This window comes from Roseivivax isoporae LMG 25204 (assembly GCF_000521865.1).
In the GTDB taxonomy this organism is placed as follows: Bacteria; Pseudomonadota; Alphaproteobacteria; order Rhodobacterales; family Rhodobacteraceae; genus Roseivivax; species Roseivivax isoporae.
Map to the genome: position 1 here is coordinate 19249 of NZ_JAME01000026.1, position 24715 is coordinate 43963.

26 protein-coding genes are annotated in these 24715 nt (G+C 68.3%); 15 read left to right on the top strand and 11 right to left on the bottom strand.

Annotated elements, in window-relative coordinates; genetic code table 11:
* Positions 1-4: 4 nt before the first annotated feature.
* The 6 genes from RISW2_RS15875 to RISW2_RS15900 form a co-directional block, all read right to left on the bottom strand.
* A complete protein-coding gene (locus RISW2_RS15875) occupies positions 5-517 on the bottom strand; it encodes a tripartite tricarboxylate transporter TctB family protein (RefSeq protein WP_162164333.1) in 513 nt (170 codons plus the stop codon).
* A gap of 72 nt (positions 518-589) precedes the next feature.
* Entirely contained in the window at positions 590-1609 is a 1020-nt protein-coding gene (locus tag RISW2_RS15880) for a Bug family tripartite tricarboxylate transporter substrate binding protein (protein ID WP_043773097.1), read from the bottom strand.
* A gap of 127 nt (positions 1610-1736) precedes the next feature.
* Positions 1737-2795, bottom strand: a complete 1059-nt coding sequence (locus RISW2_RS15885) for a LacI family DNA-binding transcriptional regulator (protein WP_084615439.1) — start codon at positions 2793-2795, stop codon at positions 1737-1739.
* 61 nt (positions 2796-2856) lie between these two features.
* A complete protein-coding gene (locus RISW2_RS15890; RefSeq protein WP_043773099.1) occupies positions 2857-3705 on the bottom strand; it encodes a fumarylacetoacetate hydrolase family protein in 849 nt (282 codons plus the stop codon).
* A gap of 23 nt (positions 3706-3728) precedes the next feature.
* Positions 3729-4391, bottom strand: coding sequence for a DUF4286 family protein (locus tag RISW2_RS15895; RefSeq protein WP_211238714.1), 663 nt, complete (start codon positions 4389-4391; stop codon positions 3729-3731).
* Complete coding sequence (locus RISW2_RS15900) at positions 4388-4858, bottom strand: MaoC family dehydratase (protein WP_043773100.1); 471 nt, start codon at positions 4856-4858, stop codon at positions 4388-4390. Before RISW2_RS15900 ends, RISW2_RS15895 begins: the two co-directional genes overlap by 4 nt.
* Before the next feature lie 135 nt (positions 4859-4993).
* On the opposite strand from RISW2_RS15900, the gene RISW2_RS15905 reads away from it, so the two are divergent.
* Together RISW2_RS15905 and denD are read left to right on the top strand one after the other, a co-directional pair.
* Entirely contained in the window at positions 4994-6565 is a 1572-nt protein-coding gene (locus RISW2_RS15905; RefSeq protein WP_084615440.1) for an acyl CoA:acetate/3-ketoacid CoA transferase, read from the top strand.
* Between the two features lie 2 nt (positions 6566-6567).
* Complete coding sequence (gene denD, locus RISW2_RS15910; protein WP_043773101.1) at positions 6568-7527, top strand: D-erythronate dehydrogenase; 960 nt, start codon at positions 6568-6570, stop codon at positions 7525-7527.
* A 273-nt stretch (positions 7528-7800) separates the two neighbouring features.
* Here denD and RISW2_RS15915 read toward each other — a convergent pair whose 3' ends face one another.
* Together RISW2_RS15915 and RISW2_RS15920 are read right to left on the bottom strand one after the other, a co-directional pair.
* Positions 7801-9234 carry a YfcC family protein gene (locus tag RISW2_RS15915; RefSeq protein ID WP_051492098.1) on the bottom strand — a complete coding sequence of 478 codons (1434 nt, stop codon included), beginning with the start codon at positions 9232-9234 and terminating at the stop codon, positions 7801-7803.
* A 256-nt stretch (positions 9235-9490) separates the two neighbouring features.
* Positions 9491-9874 carry a GFA family protein gene (locus RISW2_RS15920; protein ID WP_043773102.1) on the bottom strand — a complete coding sequence of 128 codons (384 nt, stop codon included), beginning with the start codon at positions 9872-9874 and terminating at the stop codon, positions 9491-9493.
* Positions 9875-10180: 306 nt separating this feature from the next.
* On the opposite strand from RISW2_RS15920, the gene RISW2_RS15930 reads away from it, so the two are divergent.
* The 7 genes from RISW2_RS15930 (at position 10181) to RISW2_RS15955 (ending at position 15537) form a co-directional block, all read left to right on the top strand.
* Positions 10181-11416: an amidase family protein gene (locus RISW2_RS15930; RefSeq protein WP_156943874.1), complete on the top strand. Its 1236-nt coding sequence runs from the start codon at positions 10181-10183 to the stop codon at positions 11414-11416.
* Positions 11417-11658: 242 nt separating this feature from the next.
* A complete protein-coding gene (locus tag RISW2_RS24610) occupies positions 11659-11799 on the top strand; it encodes a hypothetical protein (protein WP_156943875.1) in 141 nt (46 codons plus the stop codon).
* 159 nt (positions 11800-11958) lie between these two features.
* On the top strand, positions 11959-12609 hold the full coding sequence (locus tag RISW2_RS15935) for a class I SAM-dependent DNA methyltransferase (protein ID WP_043773105.1): 651 nt from the start codon (positions 11959-11961) through the stop codon (positions 12607-12609).
* Between the two features lie 57 nt (positions 12610-12666).
* Positions 12667-12855, top strand: a complete 189-nt coding sequence (locus RISW2_RS15940; protein WP_043773106.1) for a hypothetical protein — start codon at positions 12667-12669, stop codon at positions 12853-12855.
* A gap of 224 nt (positions 12856-13079) precedes the next feature.
* Positions 13080-13328, top strand: coding sequence for a twin-arginine translocation signal domain-containing protein (locus RISW2_RS15945; protein ID WP_051492099.1), 249 nt, complete (start codon positions 13080-13082; stop codon positions 13326-13328).
* Between the two features lie 53 nt (positions 13329-13381).
* Positions 13382-14515, top strand: a complete 1134-nt coding sequence (locus RISW2_RS24615; RefSeq protein ID WP_156943876.1) for a hypothetical protein — start codon at positions 13382-13384, stop codon at positions 14513-14515.
* A gap of 11 nt (positions 14516-14526) precedes the next feature.
* Complete coding sequence (locus tag RISW2_RS15955; protein ID WP_162164334.1) at positions 14527-15537, top strand: nucleotidyltransferase family protein; 1011 nt, start codon at positions 14527-14529, stop codon at positions 15535-15537.
* Positions 15538-15585: 48 nt separating this feature from the next.
* Here the strand turns inward: RISW2_RS15955 and RISW2_RS15960 are convergent, their stop codons facing one another.
* A complete protein-coding gene (locus RISW2_RS15960; protein WP_043773142.1) occupies positions 15586-16242 on the bottom strand; it encodes a GntR family transcriptional regulator in 657 nt (218 codons plus the stop codon).
* A 141-nt stretch (positions 16243-16383) separates the two neighbouring features.
* On the opposite strand from RISW2_RS15960, the gene RISW2_RS15965 reads away from it, so the two are divergent.
* The 5 genes from RISW2_RS15965 to RISW2_RS15985 all read left to right on the top strand — a co-directional run bounded on the left by RISW2_RS15965 (position 16384) and on the right by RISW2_RS15985 (position 21247).
* Entirely contained in the window at positions 16384-17361 is a 978-nt protein-coding gene (locus RISW2_RS15965; protein WP_162164335.1) for a TRAP transporter substrate-binding protein, read from the top strand.
* Positions 17362-17437: 76 nt separating this feature from the next.
* Positions 17438-17968, top strand: a complete 531-nt coding sequence (locus RISW2_RS15970; RefSeq protein WP_043773110.1) for a TRAP transporter small permease — start codon at positions 17438-17440, stop codon at positions 17966-17968.
* A gap of 1 nt (position 17969) precedes the next feature.
* Positions 17970-19274 (top strand): TRAP transporter large permease, encoded by a 1305-nt coding sequence (locus tag RISW2_RS15975; protein WP_043773111.1) that lies wholly within the window; start codon positions 17970-17972, stop codon positions 19272-19274.
* A 12-nt stretch (positions 19275-19286) separates the two neighbouring features.
* Positions 19287-20468 (top strand): mandelate racemase/muconate lactonizing enzyme family protein, encoded by a 1182-nt coding sequence (locus RISW2_RS15980; RefSeq protein WP_043773112.1) that lies wholly within the window; start codon positions 19287-19289, stop codon positions 20466-20468.
* Positions 20469-20473: 5 nt separating this feature from the next.
* Complete coding sequence (locus RISW2_RS15985) at positions 20474-21247, top strand: arylmalonate decarboxylase (RefSeq protein ID WP_162164336.1); 774 nt, start codon at positions 20474-20476, stop codon at positions 21245-21247.
* A 45-nt stretch (positions 21248-21292) separates the two neighbouring features.
* On the opposite strand, the gene RISW2_RS23595 is transcribed toward RISW2_RS15985, so the two are convergent.
* Both RISW2_RS23595 and RISW2_RS15995 read right to left on the bottom strand, forming a co-directional pair.
* Positions 21293-22636 carry a sensor histidine kinase gene (locus RISW2_RS23595; protein ID WP_051492101.1) on the bottom strand — a complete coding sequence of 448 codons (1344 nt, stop codon included), beginning with the start codon at positions 22634-22636 and terminating at the stop codon, positions 21293-21295.
* A gap of 155 nt (positions 22637-22791) precedes the next feature.
* On the bottom strand, positions 22792-24051 hold the full coding sequence (locus RISW2_RS15995) for an MFS transporter (protein WP_051492102.1): 1260 nt from the start codon (positions 24049-24051) through the stop codon (positions 22792-22794).
* Between the two features lie 201 nt (positions 24052-24252).
* On the opposite strand from RISW2_RS15995, the gene RISW2_RS16000 reads away from it, so the two are divergent.
* Positions 24253-24714 carry a (2Fe-2S)-binding protein gene (locus RISW2_RS16000; protein WP_043773113.1) on the top strand — a complete coding sequence of 154 codons (462 nt, stop codon included), beginning with the start codon at positions 24253-24255 and terminating at the stop codon, positions 24712-24714.
* Position 24715: the final 1 nt, after the last annotated feature.

Here is a 24715-nt window from a genome sequence, read left to right on the forward strand (position 1 = left end):
GCTTTCAGGGCAAACGGACGTAGAACAGGTTCTCGAACACGAACTCGACTGAGAACCCGACCGCGAGCGCGAGCACCAGCGCGCCGGCGACGAGCCGCAGGCGCGCAGCGCCCCAAGCCTCGCGCCAATTGAACAGGATGACGAAGGCCCAGATGAAGATCACCGTGCAGAGCACGAAGGGCTGGCGGAGCGCGAACGCCGCAGCATAGCCAAACATCAGGACGAGCGCGGCGAAGGAACGCCGGTTTGACACGGTGGCGGGATCGGCCTCGTCGTCGGGCCCCGGAACCGCCTGACCGCGGACCGAACGCAGGACGAGGATGGCACCCAGGAGTGCGAGACCCGTGCCGAGCATGAACGGCAGGAGCCCAGGGCCGGTGATGGTCGTCGCGCCAAGATGGCGCGGGATCGGCATGCTGGTCGCGTGCGCCGCGATGGCCGCGCCGAACGTCATCCAGCCCAATCCCGCCCACAGGTCGCGCGCGCGGGCGCGCATCATGGATACATCGGGGGTCACGTACATCTCCTGCCTTGTCGTCTGGCCGGCCCCCTTTCCCGGGGGACCGGCCGCAGCGCGTCCATGCAGCGATCAGGGACGCGGGATGCCGACCTCTTCCGGCGAGACCTCGGTCGCGCCGTCGTCGTAGAGGCGCCACGCCGTTTCCGCCACTGCAGCCTGCGCAAGGTCCATCGCCTCCTCACCGTGGATCGGGTTGAAGATCGACCCGTTCTCGCTCGCGTAAGACTGGAGCGCCTCGGAATTTGCGATTTCGTTCTCCCAGAGCGCACCCATGCGGTCGACCACCTCCTGCGGGACGTCGGAGGGCAGGAAGATGCCCACGAGGATGGTCGCACCGGGCGCGTTGAAGTCGGGATAGAACTCGGTGACCGGCGGAATCGGATCAGAACCTTCGATGGTCAGCTCGCGATCGGAAAGGACCGCCAGCGGCCGCACGCGCTCGCCCTTAATCATCGCCGCCTGCCCGGGTCCCGACTGCGTCGTCGCCATCACCTCGCCGGAAACGACGGCCACCATGGTCGGAGCATCGCCGTCATAGGCGACGGCGCGGAAATCACCGCCGACATGGCTCTGGAATGCTTGCATCGCCGAATAGGCGGTGGAGGGGATGCCCGAGGTGCCGACGGTCAGCTTTCCGGGTTCAGCATTCATGACCTCCGCCACGTCCTGCGGGGTTTGGAATTCGGTGTCGACACCGACGCTGAGCACCGGAGCGTTCATCACCACGAGGAAGAGGTGCCAGTCCTCGAGGGACGTGTCGAGCAGGCCCTGCACCTCGTACGTGCCAAGGTCCTGCACGCCGCCCGACGCCCAGGTCGTGCCGTCATGCGGCGCATCAATCACTGCCTTCGTTCCGACCGTGCCACGCGCGCCGGTTTGGTTGACCACGGTCACTGGAACCTCGAGGGCCTCCTGCACCTCCCCGGCCAGGATGCGCATGACCGAATCAGTCGCGCCGCCGGCCGACCATGGGACGACGATCTGGATCGGCTCTGATGGCCAGGCGTCTTGGGCTGTAACCGCTTGCGGCACGAGCGTTGAGGCTGAAAGAGCCGCGGCAGCGCTCGCGATGAATTTCCTTCTAAGCATTGGCATATCCTCCCTTTCGGCTCATGCCGAGCCGTGAATGTAACCGGTTACAACTGATGATCCAAGTCATGGCGCGAGTCAAGTTCCCTGAGGGCAAATTGCGAGAGTCAGACCGCGCGCGGCCGCCTTAATCGGACGGGACCGGCCCACTCGAGGCACGGACCACGATCTGGCTGCGGATGCGCTGAGACCCGACAGCACGGCCCTCAATCATGTCGAGCACGGTGTCGGCGGCGACACGGCCGACGTCGTCCGACGCGACGCGCACGGTGGTGATCGGGATCGGAAGTTCGGACATGAGCTCAATGTCGTCGTAGCCGACGATGGACATCTCGCCGGGAACGTCGACACCAGCAGCAGCCGCTTCGAGAACCGCACCGACGGCAAGCATCGAATTGCCGCAGATGATCGCCGTGGGTCGCGGCGTGGCATCAAGGATCCGCCTGAAGAGCTTGCGCCCTTCGGCGATGTCCCACTCGCCCTCGACCAGTCCCTGTGGAGGAATCGCAAGGCCCACCCGCGCGAGCGCGTTGCGCACGCCATCGCGCCGGGCTGCGGCGCGGTCATTGTTGCGCGTGGTCTGCGCGATCATCCCGAAGCGCCGGTGTCCGAGGGACACCAGATGGTCCACCATCTCTGACATGGACACCGCATTGTCGGGCCCGACGCAGGGCACCGGGCTCTCGGCGTCGAAAACGAAGGAATTGAGATAGGGGATCTCGATCCTGGACAGGAAGGATTCGAAAGCCGCGCTGCGGGTGCTGCCGACCAGAACCAGCCCGTCGACACCCCGCTCCACCAGCTTGCGGGCCTGGCTGAACTCGAGGTCTGGATCATATTGCGACCGCGCCAACAGCAGGAGGTGGTTCCGGGCGGCGAGCGCGTCCTGCATGGCGTCGATGGCGCGGGCGAAATCGCCGAGGGCAAGCGCGGGGAAGATCGCGCCGATGGCCCCGGTTCGATTCGACGACAGCGCCCGTGCTGCCGCATTCGGGACCCAGCCCAGCTGCTCGATCACGAGGTTCACGCGGGTGCGAAGTTCTTCCGAGACGCTTTCCGGACGGTTGACCACGCGCGACACGGTGGCGGTCGACACGCCGGCCACGGCAGCCACACGCCGCAGACCCACCCGCGCCTTATCGGCCGTCGCACCCTGCTCCCTGCTTCTGCTGCCCTGCCTGCCCATGCCCGACCGTTCTTGCCTGCCGGCGGAAGCATAATCTGCCGCCGGCAGGATGACGAGACCGTCAGCCCGGGAACGCCACGACGTCCTGCCGCTGCGATCCGAGCCCATCGATGCCGAGCTCCATGACGTCGCCCGGCTTGAGGAAGACGTTGGGCGTCATTCCCAGTCCCACTCCGGGGGGCGTGCCCGTGGTGACAATGTCGCCCGCCTCAAGAATGAGGAAGCGCGAGAGATACGAAACGATATGCACGACATCGAAGATCATCTTGGAGGTGTGGCCGGTCTGGGTGCGCTTGCCGTTGAGGTCGAGCCACAGACCCTTGTCTTGCGGATCGCCGAACTCGTCGGGCGTGACTAGCCACGGGCCGATCGGACCGAAGGTTGGGCAGCACTTGCCCTTGGTCCAGAGACCTTCGCGTTTGAGCTGGAATTCGCGTTCCGAGATGTCGTTGCAGACGAAGTAACCAGAGATCGCGGCGGCGGCTTCTTCCTCCGAAGCACGGTAGAGCCGCTTGCCGATCAGCAGCGCCAGCTCCACCTCCCAATCGGATTCGGTCGAACCCTCGGGCAGCACCACATCATCATAGGGCCCGACGATGCATGAAGGCGCCTTGTTGAACAGGATCGGCTCGGCCGGGATCGGGGCGTTTGTCTCCTCGGCATGATCCGTGTAGTTGAGCCCGATCGCCCAGAAACTGCGGACATCGCCAACACAGGGCCCCAGGCGCGGATTGCCTTCGACACGCGGCAGGGTCGCCGCGTCGACGTTGCGCAGGCGGTCCATCAGGCCTGCCTCGAAGGCGCGCCCGGTGATGTCGTCGACATGTTCAGTGAGGTCGCGCAGACCTCCGTCCTCTGTGACGAGCGCCGGGCGCTCCTGCCCAGGCTCTCCGTAACGTGCGAGTTTCATCGTCTTGTCCTCGTTCTTAAAGGTCAGGCAGCACCGCGGTCCATAAGGAAATCCAGCTGGTAAAGGCCGCGCGCCGCGAGTGCGGAACCGGTTGCCGACCGGATGGCGCCATCGGAAGCATACCGTTCGGCCGCCGCGAGCAGCGGGGTTGCAGCGACACCCTCGATCAGGAGGATCGCCGCCGATGATCCGTCGGGCGATGATCGCATCGCGGATTCAGCGGTACCCGCCGTCGCAGCCTCGGTGCGTTCGAGCAGATGCACTGCAGAGACATCCTCCGCCGCCGCAAGGGCGTCCACGATGGAGCAGAGCCCCGTGCTCGCCTGGAGCCTCAGCGCCAGCAGGAACCCTGCGACGCCATGGCCACGGCTGTCCGCGACAACGCAGAACGTGCGCGAGGTGTCGGTGAAATGCGGGACCACCTGCCGGGTCCACTCGGTCGGATCATCGAGCCGCGCACGGTAGGGCTCAGACGCCAGAACCCCGGGTGACTCCACCTCGTAGAAGTTGAAATAGGCGGGATGCGCCCCGTGCGCCGCATATCGACGGGCCCGCAGGAAGCCCGGCACCGACAGCCTCTCGGGAATATGCTCGCGCACGTGCCAGCGCAGGAACTCGGCCTCGTGGTCCGGCGCAATGCCGTTCCAGATCGCGAGCACACCCGACCCCCTGAGGGGTCCGCTCATGCCGCGCCCGTGGTGTGCAGCTTCCCTGCCCACCGCATGACGTGAGTCCCGACGGCCAGGAGCTCGCCGCGCTGGTTGACGACCTCCTGCTTGGCGTAGCTGCGCCCCGCCTCGCGGTCGACCTCCGTCACCTCGTAGCTGACCGTCACCGTGTCGCCGAGGAAGGTCGGCCGGAGGAACCGGATCCGGTCGTAACCGCCGGAGACGGGGAAGTCGCTCAATCCCTCGCGGTGGATGATGTGCGCAATGCTGTGGGTCGAGACGGTCGACATGTAACCGACAAGCAATGCCCCATGCGCGATCCGCGTGCCCAGCGACGACTTCTCCTGCATGTACTGTTCGTTGATGTGGGTGTCACTGAAATCACCCGTCAGACCAGCGAAGAGCGTCACGTCCGCCTCCCCCACCGTCTTGGAAAATTTGAATACTTCTCCGACCTTCACGTAGTCGAGCCCAGATTGTCCCATGCTGGCGTCCTTCCCTCGTCCCGATGCGCGACTTGAACGGGCTTGCGCCGGTTAGATGCCGCTGCTAATCACTATGTAACCGGTTACAACTGACGCCTGCAACAGTCAACGGGCAACGATCGGAAAGGCTAAGACGTGAATTTTATCACCGCGCAGGAGGCCGCCTCGATGGTGGCAGACCATGCTTCCCTCATCGCCAGCGGCTCCGGCGGCGGACACGCCGTGCCCGAGGCGCTGCTCGCAGCGCTCGGCGAGCGGTTCCGCGACACCGGGGCTCCGCGCGATCTGACCTTTGCTCACGTCGTCGGCATAGGGGACCGCAAGGAGCGCGGCGCCGCGCATCTCGCCCAGCCCGGGCTGGTGTCGCGCGTGATCACCAGCGCGCTCATCGACTCGCCGGCGTTCATCCCGATGGCCCTGAACGACGAGATCGAGGCTTACACGCTGCCGCAGGGCGTCCTAGCGCAGATCATGCGGGACATGGCCGCAGGTCGGCCGGGACTGATCACCCGCACAGGCCTGCATACCTTCGTCGATCCGCGTCAAAGGGGCGGGCTCCAAGGTGGCACAATGACCGAGCCACGGGTGGCGCTGATGGAGATCGACGGCGAGGAATGGCTGCGCTTTCTGCCATGGCAGATCGACGTGGCGTTCCTGAGGGGGACAACCGCCGACGAGGACGGGAACATCTCGATGGAGCAGGAAGCCGTTCCGGGCGAGATGCTGTCGACCGCGCAGGCTGTCCGGCGCATGGGGGGCAAGGTCATCGTGCAGGTGAAGCGCGTGGCAAAGTCGGGCGCCCTGCGCCAGCGTGACGTGAAGCTTCCGGGCATCCTCGTCGACCACGTGGTGGTCGTGCCCGAACAGAGCCAGACATACGCCACATCCTACGAGGCGTCCTATGCGGGCGAACTGCGCGTTCCGCTGGGATCGATCAGACCCTTGCCCTTCGGCGCAAGAAAGATCGTCGCGCGCCGCGCCGCCATGGAGCTCGTCCCCGGTGCCGTCTGCAACATCGGAGCAGGCATCTCGACGGGCATTTCCTCGGTCGCCGCCGAGGAAGCGGTGCTCGACCGCATCGTGCTGACGAACGAACAGGGCTTCATCGGCGGAGCTCCCCTGACAGGACCGGATTCAGGAGCCGCGCAGAACTGGGCTGCCATGGTCGATCAGCCTTACCAGTTCGACTTCTACGACGGGGGCGGCATCGACCGGGCCTTCCTGTCCTTTGTCGAGGTCAACAGCACCGGAGACGTCAACATCAGCCGCTTCAACGGCACCATCGTCGGCATCGGCGGCTTCGTGAACATCAGCCAGAACGCCCGCGAGACCGTCTTCAGTGGAACCTTCACTGCCGGCGGGCTCGAGATCACGTGCGAGGACGGCGCCCTGCGCATCGTGACGGAGGGGCGCCACCGCAAGTTCCGCGAAACGATCGAGCAGGTCTCCTACAGCGGCGCCTTCGCGGCGCGGGAGGGTCGGCGTGCCCTGTTCGTAACCGAACGCGCCGTGTTCCGCCTGACCGGCGGCCGGCTGGTTCTCGAGGAGATCGCGCCGGGCATCGACCTTGAAAAAGACGTGCTGGCCCATATGGATTTTGCCCCCGACATGCCCGAGGCGCCACGCCTCATGTCCGACCGCCTGTTCCGTCGGGAACCCATGGGGCTGGCGCACGAAAACCGCTTTCGCAGCGGCAAGGAGGACTGACCATGCAAGTCGTCGTGACAGGCGGCGCGGGCTTTCTCGGCGCGCGCCTGATTTCCGCCCTGCTCGATCCCTCGGGCGCCGAACAGGCAGGCCTTCCGGGGCTCGAGCGGATCATCTCGTTCGATCTCGCACCCTGCGCAGTCAAGGACCACCGTGTCCTGTCCGAGACCGGCAACGTCACCGACACGGGCGCGCTGGCACGCCTTGTCACTCCAGAGACAGCTGCCGTTATCCATCTCGCCGCCGTGGTGTCGAGCCAGGCCGAGGCGGAATTCGACCTCGGCATGTCGGTGAACCTCGACGGCACACGCGCGCTTCTCGATGCGGCGCGCGCCATCGGCACGGCTCCGCTCTTCTTCTTTTCCAGCTCGCTCGCGGTGTTCGGGGCCGGCTGCCCAGACATCGTCCGCGAAGACCAGGTGCTCCGGCCGCAATCGAGCTACGGCACGCAGAAGGCCATCGGCGAAATGCTGGTGACGGACTACACCCGCAAAGGGTTTGTCCGGGGCGTGTCGGCGCGGCTGCCCACGGTCACCATTCGACCGGGCAGGCCCAATGCTGCCGCCTCCTCCTTCGTCAGCTCGATCCTGCGCGAACCGATTGCAGGGGCCGCGGCGGTCCTGCCGGTCGCCCCTGACATGCCGCTCTGGGTCAGCTCGCCCGACGCGGTCGTGCGCAACATCGTGGCGCTGCTGGGACACGTGGCCGCAGGCCGCGCAGGGGAGGCGCCGGTCAATCTGCCGGGCATCACCGTCACGCCTCGTCAGATGCTCGAAGCCCTCGGAAAAGTCTGCGGCACCGAAGCCGCTGCGCGGGTGGCGCACCACCGCGACCCGAAGATCGAAGCCATCGTCGGCAGCTGGCCAAGCAGCTTCGACGTTACCACGGCACAGCACCTCGGGCTCTCGGGCGACCGCGACATTGTCGAAATCATCGACCGCCACCGTTTGGCGCAGACCTGATGTACTCACGGACGCCCGGCCGACCCATCAGATCATCGGCCAGGCAGCGTTACACGGGGCCGCGCGAAATTCTCATGACCGTCACCCCGAGAGCCGGATGACTTGGTCTAAGACGGCAGGCTGCGCGTGTTTGGGGGATGGCAACAGGACTTGCTGATGGCCCTGACCCGAATTGGAGCGGCCCTCAGCCGGAGCCCATTTCCGGTCGATGTCGGAAGTAACACTCCCGCGGACGGCTAAGGGGGAGTTCACGGAAGCCCCCGCCGGTGTCCATCAGCCGATCCAGTTCGTCGTCTGAGCGAAGATCAGGAACGCGAGGGCGATGCAGATCCATGTCAGGAACAGGGGAAGGAAGAACCGGATCCAGCGGTCCCACCCCACCCCCGCGAGCGCGAGCGTCGCCATGAAGTAGCCCGAGGTCGGGTAGAAGATGTTCGAGAGACCGTCCCCCAGCTGGTAGGCCAGCACGGCGTTCTGCCGGGTCACGCCGATCAGGTCGGACAGCGGCGCCATGATCGGCATCGTGACCAGGGCCTGCCCGCTGCCCGAGGGGATGACGAAATTGAAGCCCAGCTGCGACAGGAACATGCCGACCGCCGCAAGCGTGTCCGGAAAGCTTCCCACGAGGTCGCCGAGGCCGTGGACGAGCGTGTCCATCACCTGGCCCTGCTCGAGCATCACGGCCACGGCGCGCGCGAGTCCCACGATGATCGCGCCCATGAGGACATCACGGAAGCCCTCGTTGAAGGCCTCGCAGATCCGCGCCGTGCTCATCCCCGCGACGAGCCCCACGCCGACGCCCATCAGGACGAAGAGGCCGGCCATCTCGAGCATGAACCACCCGCGGCTGAGCACGCCCCAGACCATGACCGCGAAGAAGGCAAGCGCGACGATCCCGGCCCAGGCCTGCCGCGTGGTGAACCGCATCGGCGCGCCCGACAGATCGTGGCAGTACGACCTGCGCTTCTCCTCCTCGCGCGCGTCACCCGCCATCAGGCTCAGGTGCGGGTTTGTCCGGACGCGGCGCGCGTAGCGCGTGAGGTGCAGGATCGCGGCCGCGAGCAGCGCAACGAGGAGCACGGCCCGCAACCCGGCCCCGGAATAGAGAGGCAGCTCGGCGATGGACTGGGCGAGCCCGGTATTGATCGGGTTGAGCACGCCGGCGGTGAACCCCGCCGTCGTCGCCAGCAGCGCCGTCGCCGCGGCGGTGATCGAGTCGAAACCGAGCGCGATCATCAACGGCAGGATCACCGGGACGTAGACCAGAGCAAGTTCCTGGGTCCCGATCAGGGAGGCTACGACGGCGAAGGTGGTCATCAGCACCGGCAGCATCAGCAGGCTGCGCGCGGCAAACCTGCGGCTGAGCTTGTCGACCGCCACGTCGATCAGGCCGGTGCGCCGGATCACCGTGAACATGCCGCCGATGATGAACGTGAAGAACACCACGACCGCGGCATCGACCAGCCCGCTCGGCACCGCGAGCATGAACTCCTCGAGACCGACCGGGGTGGGCGCCACGCTCCGGTAGCTGTCGGGATCGATGGCGCTGCGCCCGTTCGGCAGCGTCACGCGGTCGTAGACCCCCGCAGGGATCACATGCGTCAGCGCCGCCGCGATCGCCGTGAACACGAAGAGAATGACGTAGATGTGGGGCATGCGGAAGCCGCCCCCGGCCTCGTCGTCGACGTCGGTAATCTGGTCGGTCATGGCGTGGTCCTCCCTCTGCCGGCGCCCGGTCGCGGACCGTCCCGGGTCTCGTCCCTGTCGATCTAAAATGTTAGGTGCGATCTGAGCCAGAATTCTATTCTTGGTTTCAAAAGAAACTGTTCTGGAAATTTTGAAGGTCAGCGAAAATGCTGGCGTCATTGCAGAAATCCGGAACGCACCGGAGGCATCTGCCCGGCGCAGGCGCGGGTGCCACGCCTCGTTGCACGGCATCGGGTGCCGCGCCTGTCCGGTCCGGTCACGCGTCGGGACCGGGCCGATCCTGCGTGAACTGCACCATACCCTCGAAACGAGGCAGCCACGCCTCTCGCCGACAGGTCCACAGCTCGTAGGTCGGCACGAACCGGTCCGGTTCGTCGAACGCACCCAGATGCACCTCGATCTCGTCGTCGCTGCGGGCAAAGATCGATGAGCCGCATGTCGGGCAGAAATACCGTCCCCGGTAGGCGCTCGGGTGGCCCGTGACGGTCACCGCATGCGCCGGAAAGACGGCCGCGGCAAAGAACGGGGCCCCGTGGTGTTTCCGGCACTCCATGCAGTGACAGATGCCCACCCGACGCGGATGCCCCGCGACGGTGACCCTCACGTCGCCGCAGAGGCATCCTCCGCTTAGCCCGCTCATCGGCCTCCCTCCGCAAGTCGGCACGATGGGATCCTTAACCGCCTACGGCGCCTGCAAACAACATGGCGCTGGAGAGGGCCACGATGCCCATGCTCAGACGGTCGACCAGGAGCCTGTTCTGAGACCACCTGAAACGCTGCCCCAGAATGTCGCCCAGAAGCGTTCCCGGAACCATGCAGAGCGCGTGCTGCAGGGAAGCCCTGTCGACGGTCCCCCCGATGACGTGACCCCCGAGCGCGATCAGCGAAAGCAGCGAGGCCCGCATCTTCGAGGCCTTGGACGAGGAGCTCGCGAAAACCTTCACCCTTGAGGCATCAGATGGCTACGCGGACTGAGCTGTCGCGCGGCGCGGCTGAGCCGCAGGATCCCTCGACCGAGCGCCTCAAGGCCCGGGACGGCAAGATCAACGCGTTCGTGGAGGTGCTTTCGGTCCCCCGCCTGCGGTCGGGCGCCCTTTCGTACCTCAGGTTCGGGGTCAAGGAAGTCATCGAGCAGGAAGGGCTGGCCACGCCGCCGGGAATGCCTTTCCTGCGGGCCCGGCTCGGTCGCAAGAATGCGGCCATCGTCGATCGAGTCCAGTCGACGGGCGCGGCACGGGTCGGGACCACGCGATCCACGATGCTCGCCATCGCAGGCGACAGCGGCACACGAAACCCGCATGATCTCTGCAGGACACCGGGCGGTTCGTCCGCCGGGTCGGCCGCGGCCGTGGCCGCGGGCTTCATTGACTTCGCCCTCGGAACGCAGACGGTGGGCTCGATCATCCGGCCTGCGTCCTATTGCGGTGTCGTCGGCTTCAAGCCGACATTCGACGCCCTGCCGACCCTCGGCGTCATGCGTCTGGCTGCCGAGCTCGACCATGTGGGCCTGATCGGGCGCGACGCCGGCGTGGTCGCGCGCGTGTTCGACCTCCTGTCGGGATCGGCAGGTCGCCGGGGCGCGTTCGCGGCGGCCTGGATGCCTCCGATCTGGTTTTCCGGCCACGTCCATCCGTCGGTCCGGCGCGTGCTCGAGGACGCGGCATCGAGGGTCCGGCAGCAGGGCATGGCGCTGCGGGACGACCCGTTGCCCGAAAACATCCGGGTCGAGGAGGCGGACATCCTTCAGGGCCTGCTGTGCAAGGGCATCGTCGACAACCATCGCGCGCTCATCGAATCCCATGCCTCCCGCCTGCCGAGCGACCTCGTGGAGATGGCAAAGGCAGGCGCGCGCATTTCCGGGCCGGATCACCGCGCCCTCAGGCGGGCGCAGCGCCACCTCCAGACCATCATGTACGCGGCCGTCGCGGATGACACGGTCATCATCGTGCCGTCCGTCGTCGATGTCCCGCCGGTCCTCGGGCGGGGGACCGGGTCACGGGCCCCGCAACGGCTCTGGACGCTCCTCGGCTGGCCAGCGGTCAGCCTCCCCCTCGGGACCTACGGAGGCGCGTTGGCGCATCTTCCGATGGGCGTCCAGATGATCGCGAAACCCGGGCGCGATGCCGCCTTGCTGGATTTCGCGCGCCATTTCGGAAACCCGAACGAAACAGCGCCCGTGTAACGGATGGGCTCCGTCCCAGGCCGCGGGCAGGCCATATTTCGGCGGTCATCTTGCCGGTCGGCGCGCGGCTTCCCACTTCTTCCGTGCGGGTGAGGAGGACCCGCCGGCACGCATCTCATGCCGCAGCTGAGCTGAAAAGCACTGCCGAGGCGACCTTGGGTCCGACGTTGATCGAGGACCCGGACGCCGTGCCCGGGGTCCGGAGACGACCGGACCGGGCGTCACTGCTTCATGACCTGACAATGGAGTTCGAGATGGCCAAAGGTAAATCGAAACGCGGTCGAGAAGACAAGAAACCGAAGAAGGCGAAGGAGAAGGTCCTCGCGGCGGCCGACTCCGCCAAGGGAAAGACCGTGTCCGCCATGGTGGACAAGGGCAAGTAACCGGCTGCGACGCGACCGGGTACCGGCCGTTCGGCGCCCGGTCGCACGTCGGCAAGGGCTCCCCTCCGCCCGCCAGGCAACATCGTGCGGCCCGCAGCGGTTGCCCTCGGCCCTGTTCAGGGTACCCTGCCCCGAACGGATCAGCGAGGAACGCGCCAGATGTCATCGGCTTCGAGAGGCGACAGGGAACAGTTCGACCTGAAAACCGGAACGACCGAGTCGGACGCCGTGTCCGGCTACTACGACGACTGGGCCCCGACCTACGACACGACGCTCAGGAGCTGGAACTACAGGGCCCCGGCGGACGCGGCCGCGCTGCTGGCCCCGCTCCTTGAGGACGGCTGCGCGGTCCTCGACGTCGGCTGCGGCACGGGGTTCTTCGGGTCCGCCCTGCAGCGGCGCGGGACCTTCACGATCATCGGCGCCGACATCTCGGAGGAATCCCTGAAGATCGCCGAGCAGACCGGCAGCTACGACCGCCTCATGGCGGTCGATCTCCAGAAGCTGCCGCTGCCGATTTCGGACAACGCCATGGATGCCGCGGCCTCCGTCGGCGTCCTGACCTATATCGAGGATGCCGAGGCGCTCCTGCGCGACCTCTGCCGGATCGTGAGGCCGGAGGGCGTGGTGAGCTTCACCCAGCGGACGGATCGCTGGGAGGCGCTCGGCTTCGGCACCGTGATCGAGAGGATGGCGCGGGATGGCGCCTGGACGGTTATCGAGATCACCGAGCCCAGGGCCTACCTGCCCGAGAACCCGGAGTTCGGAGACGACATCAGGGTGATCCACACGCTCTGCCGGGCGAACTGAGCGCGACGCTGCCCCGCCGGCCGCACCCCACGCACACGGACACAGAAGGAGCCGTTCATGAGCGAACGCGACGAGGATCTCGAGTTCTTCCGGGAGCAGCTCTACCAGGCCGAGGCCGAGAACGAACGCCTGGCGGGGATCCTGAGGGCCGCCCGGGACTTCATCGAGGACAAGTCCGGCCAAGACATGTCCGCACGCCACGTCGACCAGCTCCGGCACCTCCTGGCCGCGGCCCGGGAAACCTGAAGCCGGAGGGGTCCGAAACTGGGCCGCGGGAAGGGCGCAAGGCGCGCCGCGCGGCCTCGGCCGGACACGGCGCGCACCCGGCACCGCAGGCGCAAGGAGGCAGGTCGCGCGCACCATCATCTTAAGGCGTATGCGCTCTGCCCGAACTGCCGATTGCCTTGCGCGCGGAACGGTCGACAACTGGGGACAGCGCGAAGAGGTCGCGCTGTTTTGGGGTTTTCGAGATGGAACCAACTCCCACTGACAAACAGCCTGACGACGACGAGCCGTCCTCACTCGAGAGACGCGATTTCATCAAGAAGAGCGGCCGTTTTGCCGCCGCTCCCGCCGTCGCCTTCCTCCTGTCGACCACGCTCGCGTCCGAGGCCGTGGCGCGGTCCGGCGGCGGCGCGACCCGGGGCGGCAAGAAGTCCAACGGCCGCGCACTGGGCAAGGTCATCACGGCCGTGAAGAAAGTGCTCGGCATCGCCTGACGGGCCCCCGGCCCGAGAGCGACGCCGGACCGCGACGGCCGGATGCGATGCACATGACATTTGAACCAAGCGACCGGAACCACGTCCTGGTCGCGTGCGAGGGAACGCGTCTCGCATGCGTCGGAGGCACGGCGCTGCTTTTCGTGCCGGGGCGCGAGAGCCTGTTCGCGGCCTCGCCCCTCGTGGCCGACCTCTGGGATCGGCTGCAGGCCGGCATCCCGCTTGGTGACGTCGCCGCGGCCGCGCGGGCGTCCGGGGAGGACGCGTCACAAATGCTCGACGACCTTCTGCGGGCAGGCATCGTCGAGTACATCGCGCCGCGGGACGGCCCCCGCGACGTGGCGTTCCGCATGCAGGTCGACCTCGGCGTCATCCGCGTCTGCGTCAACTTCCTTGGCACCGGCCACTTCCGGCCGCTCCGGGACATGCTCGCCCCCCTCGAAGCCCCCGACCCCCGGCCGGGCAGGCAGCTCCTTGTGATCGGCGCGCCGCATCGGGTGGGGATCGCGCGCAATGGCGGCGAGACCGACTGGGTCACCTGGAAAGAGGCCGCGCCCGCGCTGAAGATGGCGCTGACGGACATGGCGCTCGCGGCGGTCGACACCGTCGCGCTGCATGCCGCGACGCTGTCACGACGGGACGAGGCCTTGCTGCTGGCGGGCGCACCGGGCGCGGGCAAGTCCACGCTTGCGGTCGCCCTCGGCGCCGCCGGCTTCCGGCTGGACGGAGACGACGTCTGTTCCCTGCAGACGGACGGACGGGTCAGGGCGCTGCCCTTTCCCGCCACGGTCAAGCAGGGCGCGTGGGCCATTCTCGCACCGCACCGTCCGGACGTGGCCGGCTGTCCCGCGTTCACGCGGCCCGACGGCCAGCGCGTGCGCTATCTCGCGCTCACCCGTGGCACGCCGGAGGCGCGGCGGGTCCGGACCGTGCTCTGCCTCGACAGGACCGACCGGTGCCCCCCGCGGATGACGCCGCTCGGGGTCGCGGACGCGATAGCGACCCTGCTGAACGGCGCCTGGTCCACCGACCGCAAGCTGTCGCCGCACGCCTTTGATGCGCTCATGGCCTGCGTCGCGGGGGCCCGGTTCTACCGGATGACCTATCGCACGCTCGACGACGCCATGGCCATGATCGACACGGCCTGGCCACTGATGCCCCGCGACCGGCTCGCCGCGACGGGATGACCGCCATGCGCATGGAGGGGCGACGACTCGACACGACGCTCCGGCATCTTGGCGGCTGCCTCAGGGGCGCGCCGCTGCCGGGCATCGACTGGCCCCGGCTCGTCGCCCTTGCGGATGCGCATTTCCTCGGCCCCCGCCTCCATCGTGCGCTCGCGCAGGGCGGACAGGCGCAGGGTCAGGACCGCGAGGCTTTGGACTACCTCGAGACCCTCGACGCGCTGAACGGCGCACGCAACCGCCGCCTGTCGGCGCAGCTCGGCGAGCTGGTGGATGCCCTGCAGTCCCGCGGCATCGTGCCGACGATCCTCAAGGGCGGTGCCCACCTGGCGCGGTGCCTTGGCCGCGACACGCTCCCGTCGCGGATGATGCGGGACCTCGACCTCCTGATCCGTGCAGACCAGGGCGAGGATGCCGCGCGCGTCCTGCGCGCCTGCGGCTACGACCGGTTCGCCGAGGATCCGGGCCCGCATTCCATGGGGTGCTATTTCCGTCCGTCTGATGTCGGCGCGGTCGACATGCACGTGTCCCTGCCGCCCCTCGTCGCGCGGCTCGTCCCGCCCGGGGAGATGGCGCGACGGACGACAGCGATCCGCGCCGGATCGCGCGTCCTGACCGTGCCGGATGCAAGCCTGCAATTCGTCATCAATCTCGGCCACGAGATGGCGCATGACGAGGCCCTGGTCAGCGGCTTCGTCGACCTGCGGTACCTGCTCGAGCTCATCGACCTCGCCCGCGATGGGGCCGGTGACCTCGACTGGGACTGGATCCGCGCGACCTCCGGCGGGTGGAAACTGTCCCTCGGACTCGAGGTGCAGGACCGGATGGCGCGCCACCTCGGCTTTGCCGGCTTTCCCGGGATCGGCCGCACGGCCATGGGCCGTCTCCTGCACGAACGCCGGCTGTTCAAGATGGCCCATCGCAGGATCGGCCAAGCCGAATGGCGCGTGATACGCCACGTGAACCGCCTGCGCCATTCGGTGGCGCGCCATCACCGCCCAACACCTCTTCAGTCGAGGGTCTGAGGGGCGCGAACGTGCCGCTACCGGGTCGGGACGCGCCGCTGGCGGTACTCAGGTGCGGGCGCCTTCGGACATCAGGAAATCGATGAACCTGTCGCCGTCCTGGACGTGCCGCGCCATCAGCGCCGACGCGGCGGCGCCATCGCCGTCGCGGAGCGCCGCGAGGATGTCCGCGTGTTCGCGATGGGATCGGCGCAGGCGGTCCATCTTCTCGATGAGCCAGCGCCTGTAGGGGGCGAGGCGCAGACGCAGCGTCGAAAGCTGGGCTTCGAGGTAGGTGTTGTGGGCCCCGGCCCAGATCGCCTGGTGGAATTCCAGGTTCAGCACGGCATAGGCGTCGGGATCGCCATCCTCGACCGTCCTGGCGATCTTCTCGTGCAGGGCTTCCAACGCGGAGAGGTCGGCATCGCCCATGCGCCGCGCGGCGAGGTCGCAAGCGATGGCCTCGAGGCTGGCAAGCACCTCGAACATCTGTGCCAGCTGCTTGATGTCGAGTGCCGAGACGACCGAGGTCTGCCGCGGCCGCATGGCGACCAGCCCGACCGAGGCAAGCTGTGTCAGCGCCTGGCGGACCGGCGTGCGCGACACCTCGAACCGTGCCGCGATCTTGCGCTCGTCGAGTTCATCCCCCGGCTGCAACCGGCCCGCGAGGATTTCCTCCTCGAGCGCGGCGCGCAGGCGGTCGGCCATCGTCTTGGTGTCGGTCATCGTCACTCGCCAGCTCGTTCACCCGCGCCAGAATAGGACACGCCAGCGGGAAATGCCAGATTGACTCTTGGGTATACCAAAGCCTAGCCTCGGTACATCAACAACAAGAAATCCGAAGCTCCTGACCAACGGGGAATGACCATGAGACGATTCTTCATCACCGTGGCGGCGCTCTGCGTCGGCACCGCCGTCTCCGCCGAGACATTGCGGCTGAGCCACTCCTACACCGAGGACGACACCCGCCATCGCTGGGCCGAGAAGATCGCCGAGCTCGTGGACGAGAAGACCGACGGCGCGGTGACGGTCGAGATCTTTCCCAACCAGCAGCTCTTCAAGGCGCGCGAGCAGTACAACGGCCTGGTTCAGAACCGCATCGACCTGGCCATCTATCCGCTGCCCTGGCTGTCGGGACGCGCACCGCTGGCCGAGATCGGCGCCTTGCCCGGCGTCGTCTCGGAACCGGCCGACGGTCTCGAATGGCGCAGCCGCGAGATCTGGCCGATGCTGCAGGAGGCGGTGGCGGAAACCGGCGTGACGCTGGCGGGCGGCGGCTTCGCGATGGGCACGATCGGGAATACCGGAGAGCCGATCCTCCTGCCCGAGGACATGGACGGCCACAAGATGCGCGGCCTCGGCCGGGCGACAGAGGCGATGATGATGGCAAACGGCGCCACGATCACGTCGCTTCCGGCATCCGAAATCTATCAGGCGCTGCAGACCGGCGTCCTGTCGGGCGTGCTGACCATCTACAGCTCGTTCGAGGGCTACAACCTTCAGGAAGTCGTCGACCACATGCTGATCGGCAAGGGTTTCGTCGGCGCGATGCACGGACTTCTGGCCGCGCCCGGCCTCGAGGACAAGATCGGGACGGAGCACTACGAGGCCGTGCTGTCGGCGGTCGAGGAGTCCGAGGCCTGGTTCGTCGAGGCCGCCGCGGCCGAGCAGGCCGACATCGCCGCCGCGTTCGAGGCGGCCGGCGTGACCGTCCATCGGCTCGACGACGACCAGGCCGCGGCCTGGCAGGCCGACGCCGAGGACAACGCCTGGAGCTATTTCCGCGAGAACGTGCCGAACGGCGACGCGGCGCTCGAGGCGTTGACCACACCGCTGTCGAACTGAGCGACAGGCGCACCGGGCGGTGCCTGATCCGCGCCGCCCGGACGCCCAACTTCCCGAACAGGACGGACCTATCCGGATGACCGGCCTTCTTCTGACGCTTCGCCGCGTGACCGACATCGCCGCCCGCACCGGCGCCGTGATCTCCGCAGGCGCGATCCTCTTCGCCTGCATCGCCATCTCCTGGGCAGTCCTCGCCCGCGGGATCGTCGGCATGAACACGATCTGGGAACTCGAGGCAGGCGTCTACCTGCTGATCTACGCGGCCTTCCTGTCGGCAGGCTTTGCCCATCGCGACGGCGGGCAGATCGCCGTCGACATGCTGCGCGAGCGGCTCACGGGGCGTGCCCGCATCGTGCATCGCGGGCTGCTCGACGCGGTGGCGCTGGCGCTCTTCGTCCTGCTGGCGGTGTCTGGCTGGCACATGACCGCCGGCGCGTGGGAAACCGGCTGGCGGTCCGAGACGCTGTGGGGGCCGCCGCTCTGGCTTCCCTATCTCGCGGTCCCGCTGGGCAGCGTCCTGATCTCGTTCTGCCTGGCGGTCGACATCGCGCTGCGGCTGGCCGGCGTGCCGGTTCCGCAGGACCACGTGCTGCAGGAGGCGCATTGACATGACCCCCGCCCTCTTCGGCCTGCTGGCCTTCGGCCTGCTCCTGCTGCTGATCTTCGCCGGCCTGCCAATCGCCTACGCGCTGGCCGCGACGGTCCTGATCCTGATGACGTTCACGGGCGAGCTCGGCCAGGCGATCTACATCGCCGACGCGGCGTTTTCCTCGCTCAACTCCATCGAACTCGTGGCCCTGCCCATGTTCATCTTCATGGGCGCGATCGTCGCGGTCAGCCCCGCGGGAGCGGACATCTATCGCACGCTGAACCGCATCCTGCCGGTGCCCGGCGGCCTCGGCGTGTCGACGATCGGCGGCTCGGCCCTGTTCTCGGCCCTGTCGGGGTCGTCCCCCGCCACGGTGGCAGCCATCGGGTCCTCCGGGGTGCCGGAAATGCTCGCGCGGCGCTATCCGCCGGCGCTGGCCTGCGGCATCGTCGTCGGCGGCGGCACGCTCGGCATCCTCATCCCACCGTCGATCGTGTTGCTGCTCTACGGGATCGTCACCAAGACCTCGATCGGGCAGCTCTTCCTGGCGGGGCTCCTGCCCGGGCTCATGGTCGCGGGGCTCTTCGCCGCCTACACGATCTGGCGCATGTCCCGAGAGGTGCGGCACAATCCCGCGATCGCCCCCACCGCCGAGGAGATCATGAGCGATCGCGCCGCGCGCTGGAGGGTTCTTCCGTTCTTCGCGATGATGGCGCTGATCATGATCGCGCTCTACGGCGGATGGGCCACCCCGTCCGAGATCGCGGCGGTGGGCGCCACCGCGTCGATCCTGCTGGTCCTCGTCGTCTACCGCATCACCGATCGCCGCACCTGGTCCCGGCTTCTGCTCAAGACCGTGCGCGACACCTCGATGATCCTGCTGATCGCGACCTTCTCGTACTATTTCGCCCAGTTCCTGTCGTTCCACGGGGTCGTGTCGGACGTGACGGAAACCCTGCTCGGCGCCTTCGGCAACAAGTGGGTGACGCTGTTCGCCCTCTGGGTGGTGATGCTGATCCTCGGCTGCTTCCTGCCGCCCTTCGCCATCGTCGTCATCACCGCGCCGATGTTCCTGCCCTTCGCGCTGGAAGCGGGGTTCGACCCGGTCTGGTTCGGCGTCTTCATCACCCTCAACATGGAGATCGGCTGCATCACGCCGCCGCTTGGCATCAACCTGTTCGTGGTGAAGTCCATCGCGCCGGAGGTGCCGATGGGACAGATCATGAAGGGCTCCGTGCCCTTCATCGCCATCCTCGCCCTGTCCTCGCTCCTGCTCGTGCTGTTTCCCGGGATCGCGCTGCTGATCCCGCATTCGATGATGTGATCCGGAGATTCCATGCCCCGAGACCTTTCGCCAAAGACCACTGCCATCGCCCGCGTCAGCGCGACGCCCGTCAACGTCCCTGTCCGGCTCGAGATCGCGGGCGCGGTACGCGAGACGGGCCTCTCCGCCGTGATCGTCGAGGTCGAGACCGAGGACGGGCTCGTGGGACACGGCTTCACCGCGATCACCGAGGAGGAGGCGGTCGCCCCGATCGTGACCGAACTGATCGCGCCGGCCATCGTCGGCGCGGACGCGCTCGCGACAGAGGCGATCTGGGACAGGCTCTACTGGCTGCTGACCCCGCGCGGCCAATCGGGCTATGCCAGCCACGCCATCGCCGCCGTCGACCTCGCGCTGTGGGACATCAGGGGGCGGGCGCTCGGGCTGCCGGTCTGGCGTCTCCTGGGCGGCGCGCGCGACAGCGTGCCGCTCTACGCGACCTGCGGCTTTCCGTTCCTCGACCGCGATCAGCTCGTCGCCTCGGCGCGGTCCTGCGTCGCGCAGGGCTTCGAGCGGGTGAAGATGACGGTCGCGGCCGAGGCGCTCGCACGGCGGGATGCGCCGCGCGACATCATGGCGCTCCTGCGCGAGGACGCGGCGCGGGTCCGCGCCGTGCGCGAGGCGGTGGGGCCGGACGTCATGCTGTTCATCGACGCGAACTGCAATCTCGACCCGTTCCATGCCGCGAAGCTGGCCGAGATGGTCGCCGAGGCCCGCGTCGACCTCTTCGAGGAGCCGATAGCGGGCAACGACGCGGCCGCCATGGCCGACCTGCGCCGCCGCACCGGCCTGAGCCTGTCGGCCGGCCAGAACGAGGGTCAGGCGTTCCGCTTCCGCGACCTGCTGAGCGCCGGCGCGGTGGATCTCGTGCAGCCCAACGTGGCCATCACCGGCGGGATCACGCAATGTCTCAAGATCGCCGGGCTCGCGCATGGTTTCGGGGTGCCGATCGCGAATGGCGGTGCGTGGCCGTTCCACAACATGCACCTGCAGGCCGGGGTCACCAACGGAACGCTCGTGGAATGGCACCTGCCTGCGGTCGCGCTGTGCCGGACGCTGTTCCGCGGCCTTCCCGAGCCGGAGGCGGGGCGCCTTCGATTGCCGGACACGCCCGGTCTGGGGTTCGACCTCGATCAAGACGCGGTGCGGGACTGCGCGGCGCGCCCATCGGCCCGCGGCCGGGGAAAGGGATGACGGCGATGACCAAGGCGACAGAGGGCACCAGGAAGGTGGGCCTGATCGTTCCCCCCGCGCGCGGCGACGTCCCGCCCGAGCCGCCGCAACTCTACCCGGAGATCGCGTTCGACGCGATCGGTCTCGGGCTCGATCGCATGACGCCGCAGGGCTACGACGGGGTCATCGAACGTGTCGAAAGCGCTGCGGTCACGCTCGCGGAGCGCGGGGCCGACGCTGTCGTCCTCATGGGCACGTCGCTGAGCTTCTACCGCGGGTCCGAGTTCAACGACCGGCTTGTCGCGGCGATGGGAACGGCGACCGGGCTTCCGGCCAGCACCATGACGACGGCGGTGATCGAGGCTCTCGGACAGCTGTCCGCGCGACGCATCGCGGTTGCCACGGCATACGGCGCCGAGGTGAACGCGCGGCTGTCGGCCTATCTGCGGGCGTCCGGCCTCGAGATCGCCGCGCTCGACTGCCTCGACATCACCGACGTGGACGATGTCCTGCGCGTCACGCCGCAGGACATCGTCGAACTCGGCGTGCGGACGGCGGCGCACGCCCCCGACGCAGATGCGCTGTTCATCTCGTGCGGCGGCCTGCAGACGCTCGACGTGACTGCGCCGATCGAAGACCGAGGCGGCCTGCCCGTCATCTCCTCGGCCGTGGCCGGCGCGTGGAAATGCGCGCGGCTCGTCGGTCATCCAGGGATCGCGGACGGCTACGGGACCTTCCTCGCCGGACAGGGCCGCCACGGCGGCGCGCGCACCCCTGGCGAGAGAGCCGCGTCAGAGTGACCGGCCCGCACGCGCCGAACGGCGACGCCGCGGCCGCGGCCGGGCTCACGGCCTGTCGCCGGAGGGCGTCTCGGGTGCGGCGGGGCCCGGCGGGGGGACGTGCACCGGGAGGAAGATCGCGACGCTGGTGCCCTCCGGCGAGGTCGTGACGTCGACGCCGCCGCCGAGGCTGCGCGCGACGCCCGAGACCATGGAAAGGCCGAGGCCCGTGCCCTTGCCCACGGGCTTCGTCGTGAAGAACGGCTCGAAGATACGGTCGAGGATGTCGCGGGGGATGCCTGGGCCGGTGTCGCTGACCGAGATCGCGACGAAGGGGCCCGTGCCGATCTGGCCCCCGTCGCAGAGGCCCGCGGGCTTCGTCACCTCGATCACCTCGGTGCCGACGGCGATGCGGCCGCCGCTTTCCATGGCGTCGATGGAGTTCGTCACCAGGTTGATGAGCGCGGTCAGCACCTGCGACTTGTCGCAGCGCACGCGCACGCCCGGCGCTCCAGGGCAGAAGGTCGTGTCGACCGAAGCCGGAATGAGCCGCCGGGTCAGGGCGCCGAGCTGGCCGACGAGGTCGGTCACCGCCACCACCTGCAGGTCGGGATGTTCCTTGCGGGCATAGAGCAGAAGCTGGCGCACCGTGTGCGCGGCCTGCCGCGAGGCGAGGAGCGCCTCGTGCAGGCAGTTGTCCCGCTCCGCCGCGTCGCTGACCACGAGCGCGAGTTCGATATTGCCCATGATGGCGGTCAGGTTGTTGTTGAAGTCGTGGGCGACCCCGCCGGCAAGCTGCCCGACGGCCGACAGCTTCTGCGCCTGCAGGCCGCGGACCGCCGCCTCGTGCGCCTCGAAGCGCCGCTGTCGCGAGACGTAGAGCGCGAGCGCGAAATACCCCATGAAGGCGGTGCCCGCGACCACGATCCCGAGCTTCTCGAGCGGGCGGTCCACCGCCCGCAGCACCTCGTACATGGCGACCGCACCCATGATTCCCACCACGGTGACCTGCCCCAGGACCATGAGCGGCATCGTGTCCGCCCGGCGCACGAGGTAGACGAGCAGCGCGCCGACGAGGCTCAGCCCCATGGCGACGGTCGCGATGGTCGCCTGCGCCACGAGGAAGACCGGCACCCAGAGATAGGCGACCATGATGCACAGGAAGAGCACCGTGCCGACATGCAGGTGCGCCGTCCGCGCCGCCCGGCGCGCGCGCCTGAGGAACATGAAATACGAGAAGTGCACGGTGAGGTAGGCCACCGACCAGGCCCAGAGGCCGGGCTCCTCGAAATACGCGACGAGCAGGAGATTCCCGAGCAGGATCCCGGTGAAGCGGACGGTCAGTTCGTGTTTCTCGCTGTACTCGAGCCCGTACAGCCGTTCGATCTCGTGACCCGGGTCGACCTTCATCGCGATGCCAGGAAAAGCGCGGTACGCATAGCACGTGCGGCACCGGACGCCCCCGGTGCCGCGAGGGCGAGCCTAGTGAGCCGGCCGGCTCCGATCAAGGATGATGGTGATCCTTCATAACCGTGGTCCGGTGGCGGCCCGAGGACGGACGGGCCTCAGCCGCCCTGCCCTTGCGGGGCATCGGCCTCGCCCGCGGCAAAGGCCGCGGTTTGCGGCGTGGCGGCCCGCGGCAGCGGGATCGGGCGGAACGCCGTCTTGTCGTCATGTGCGACGGCGGCGCGGGCGCGGAGGCGGAAGAGCGCGAAGAGCACGAGGAGCACGTGCGCGGCGCCGGTCACGACGAACAGGCTCTGCGCGCCGTAGGCCGTCATGGCGAAGCCCGCGGCGGACGGCCCGAAGATCGACCCGATCCCGAAGACGAGCAGCAGCCCGCCGCTGACCTGGAGCGCGGTGCCTTCCGAGGCGTGATCGTTCGCATGCGCGGCGATGAGGGGATACATCGAGAAAGCGGTCGCGCCGAAGACGCCCGCCGCAAGCAGGATCGCGAGCGTCCCGTCGACGAGGCCGATCACGAAGAGCAGGTCGGCGCAGGCGCAGAGCAGCGCGGTGCCGATCAGCACGAGCCGCCGGTCGAGGCGGTCGGACAGGATGCCGACCGGCGCCTGCGCGAGCGCCCCCGCAAGGAGCGGCACGCTGGCGAAGAGCGCGACGTCGGCCAGCGTCAGCCCCTGCCGCGCCGCGTAGACCGCGGAAAGCGCCCCGAACGCGCCGTTCGAGATGCCGACCATCAGCACCGAGAACACCGCGATGGGCGAGTTGCGCCAGAGCGCCGGCAGGTCGAGCGCCACGCTCGTCAGCGGCGCGGGCAACTGCGAGGCAGAGACCGCCGTCGGCACGAGGGCGAGGCAGTAGATCATGGCGGCCACCACGAAGAAGACGTGCCCCGACGGATCGCCGAGCGTCAGCGCGAGTTGCCCGAGCGTCGTCGCCCCGAGGTTCACCATCGTGTAGATGCCGAAGATGCGGCCGCGCGATTCCCGGCCCGCCCGTTCGCTGAGCCAGCTTTCCACGATCATCGCCGCGCCCGCAAAGCAGAAGCCCGAGATCGCGCGCATGGGCGTCCAGACCCAGGGCGTGAGGAAAAGGAGCGAGGCGAGCACCGTGATGGCCGCAAGCGCGCACATCACGCCGAAGGCGCGCACGTGGCCGACCCGCGCCACCAGCACCGGCGTGCCAAGGCAGCCCGCCACGTAGCCGATCGCCCAGCCCGTGCCCAGCATCCCGAGCGAGGCGGCGGTGAAACCCTCGATCTCGCCGCGGATGGGCAGGAGCAGGCCGTTCATGCCGCCCGCGAACAGCAGGAAGGCCGACCCCAGCAGCAGCGCCGCGACGGGTCCGAGCGTTCGAAAGAGCATGGGCCGCGCCTCGCGATGGTGGCCGGTGTCGCGTTCGGCCCCTTAGAACACCATCCGGCAGGGCGGGATCAAGGCCGGGGTGCGAGGTCGCGCTGCCGCCACGTCGCGGGCCGGCGCGGCGCCATGCCCGCTTGCCGTGCGTCCGGGCGGGCGTATCCTCGCGCCCACGAGACCGGACCGGACGGAAAGGCACGACGCACCATGTACCTGATCGTGAACGACGTGGGCCACGAGGTCGACGTGGAGCCCGAGATGCCGCTCCTCTGGGTGCTGCGCGACGTGATCGGGCTCACCGGCACGAAATATGGCTGCGGCGTCGCGCAGTGCGGCGCCTGCACCGTGCACGTGGACGGCGTCGCGCGGCGCTCGTGCCAGGTCCGGGCGGGCGATGTCGCGGGGGCCCGCATCCGGACCATCGAGGGCCTCGGCACCCCCGACGCTCCGCACCCGGTGCAGGCGGCCTGGATCGCGGGTCAGGTCGCGCAGTGCGGCTACTGCCAGTCGGGCCAGATCATGCAGGCCGCGGCGCTGCTGGCCGGAACACCCGATCCGACGGATGCCGACATCGACGCGGCCATGGCGGGCAATCTCTGCCGCTGCGGCACCTACCCGCGCATCCGCGCGGCGATCCGGGCCGCGGCCCGGGCGGCGCAGGGGGCCTGAA

Coding starts and splice junctions, on each gene's coding strand:
- RISW2_RS15880 (WP_043773097.1), bottom strand. CDS start 1,609: ATGCTTAGAAGGAAATTCATCGCGAGCGCTGCCGCGGCTCTTTCAGCC.
- RISW2_RS15885 (WP_084615439.1), bottom strand. CDS start 2,795: ATGGGCAGGCAGGGCAGCAGAAGCAGGGAGCAGGGTGCGACGGCCGAT.
- RISW2_RS15890 (WP_043773099.1), bottom strand. CDS start 3,705: ATGAAACTCGCACGTTACGGAGAGCCTGGGCAGGAGCGCCCGGCGCTC.
- RISW2_RS15895 (WP_211238714.1), bottom strand. CDS start 4,391: ATGAGCGGACCCCTCAGGGGGTCGGGTGTGCTCGCGATCTGGAACGGC.
- RISW2_RS15900 (WP_043773100.1), bottom strand. CDS start 4,858: ATGGGACAATCTGGGCTCGACTACGTGAAGGTCGGAGAAGTATTCAAA.
- denD (WP_043773101.1), top strand. CDS start 6,568: ATGCAAGTCGTCGTGACAGGCGGCGCGGGCTTTCTCGGCGCGCGCCTG.
- RISW2_RS15915 (WP_051492098.1), bottom strand. CDS start 9,234: ATGACCGACCAGATTACCGACGTCGACGACGAGGCCGGGGGCGGCTTC.
- RISW2_RS15920 (WP_043773102.1), bottom strand. CDS start 9,874: ATGAGCGGGCTAAGCGGAGGATGCCTCTGCGGCGACGTGAGGGTCACC.
- RISW2_RS24610 (WP_156943875.1), top strand. CDS start 11,659: ATGGAGTTCGAGATGGCCAAAGGTAAATCGAAACGCGGTCGAGAAGAC.
- RISW2_RS15935 (WP_043773105.1), top strand. CDS start 11,959: ATGTCATCGGCTTCGAGAGGCGACAGGGAACAGTTCGACCTGAAAACC.
- RISW2_RS15940 (WP_043773106.1), top strand. CDS start 12,667: ATGAGCGAACGCGACGAGGATCTCGAGTTCTTCCGGGAGCAGCTCTAC.
- RISW2_RS15945 (WP_051492099.1), top strand. CDS start 13,080: ATGGAACCAACTCCCACTGACAAACAGCCTGACGACGACGAGCCGTCC.
- RISW2_RS24615 (WP_156943876.1), top strand. CDS start 13,382: ATGACATTTGAACCAAGCGACCGGAACCACGTCCTGGTCGCGTGCGAG.
- RISW2_RS15955 (WP_162164334.1), top strand. CDS start 14,527: ATGGAGGGGCGACGACTCGACACGACGCTCCGGCATCTTGGCGGCTGC.
- RISW2_RS15960 (WP_043773142.1), bottom strand. CDS start 16,242: ATGACCGACACCAAGACGATGGCCGACCGCCTGCGCGCCGCGCTCGAG.
- RISW2_RS15965 (WP_162164335.1), top strand. CDS start 16,384: ATGAGACGATTCTTCATCACCGTGGCGGCGCTCTGCGTCGGCACCGCC.
- RISW2_RS15970 (WP_043773110.1), top strand. CDS start 17,438: ATGACCGGCCTTCTTCTGACGCTTCGCCGCGTGACCGACATCGCCGCC.
- RISW2_RS15975 (WP_043773111.1), top strand. CDS start 17,970: ATGACCCCCGCCCTCTTCGGCCTGCTGGCCTTCGGCCTGCTCCTGCTG.
- RISW2_RS15980 (WP_043773112.1), top strand. CDS start 19,287: ATGCCCCGAGACCTTTCGCCAAAGACCACTGCCATCGCCCGCGTCAGC.
- RISW2_RS15985 (WP_162164336.1), top strand. CDS start 20,474: ATGACCAAGGCGACAGAGGGCACCAGGAAGGTGGGCCTGATCGTTCCC.
- RISW2_RS23595 (WP_051492101.1), bottom strand. CDS start 22,636: ATGAAGGTCGACCCGGGTCACGAGATCGAACGGCTGTACGGGCTCGAG.
- RISW2_RS15995 (WP_051492102.1), bottom strand. CDS start 24,051: ATGCTCTTTCGAACGCTCGGACCCGTCGCGGCGCTGCTGCTGGGGTCG.
- RISW2_RS16000 (WP_043773113.1), top strand. CDS start 24,253: ATGTACCTGATCGTGAACGACGTGGGCCACGAGGTCGACGTGGAGCCC.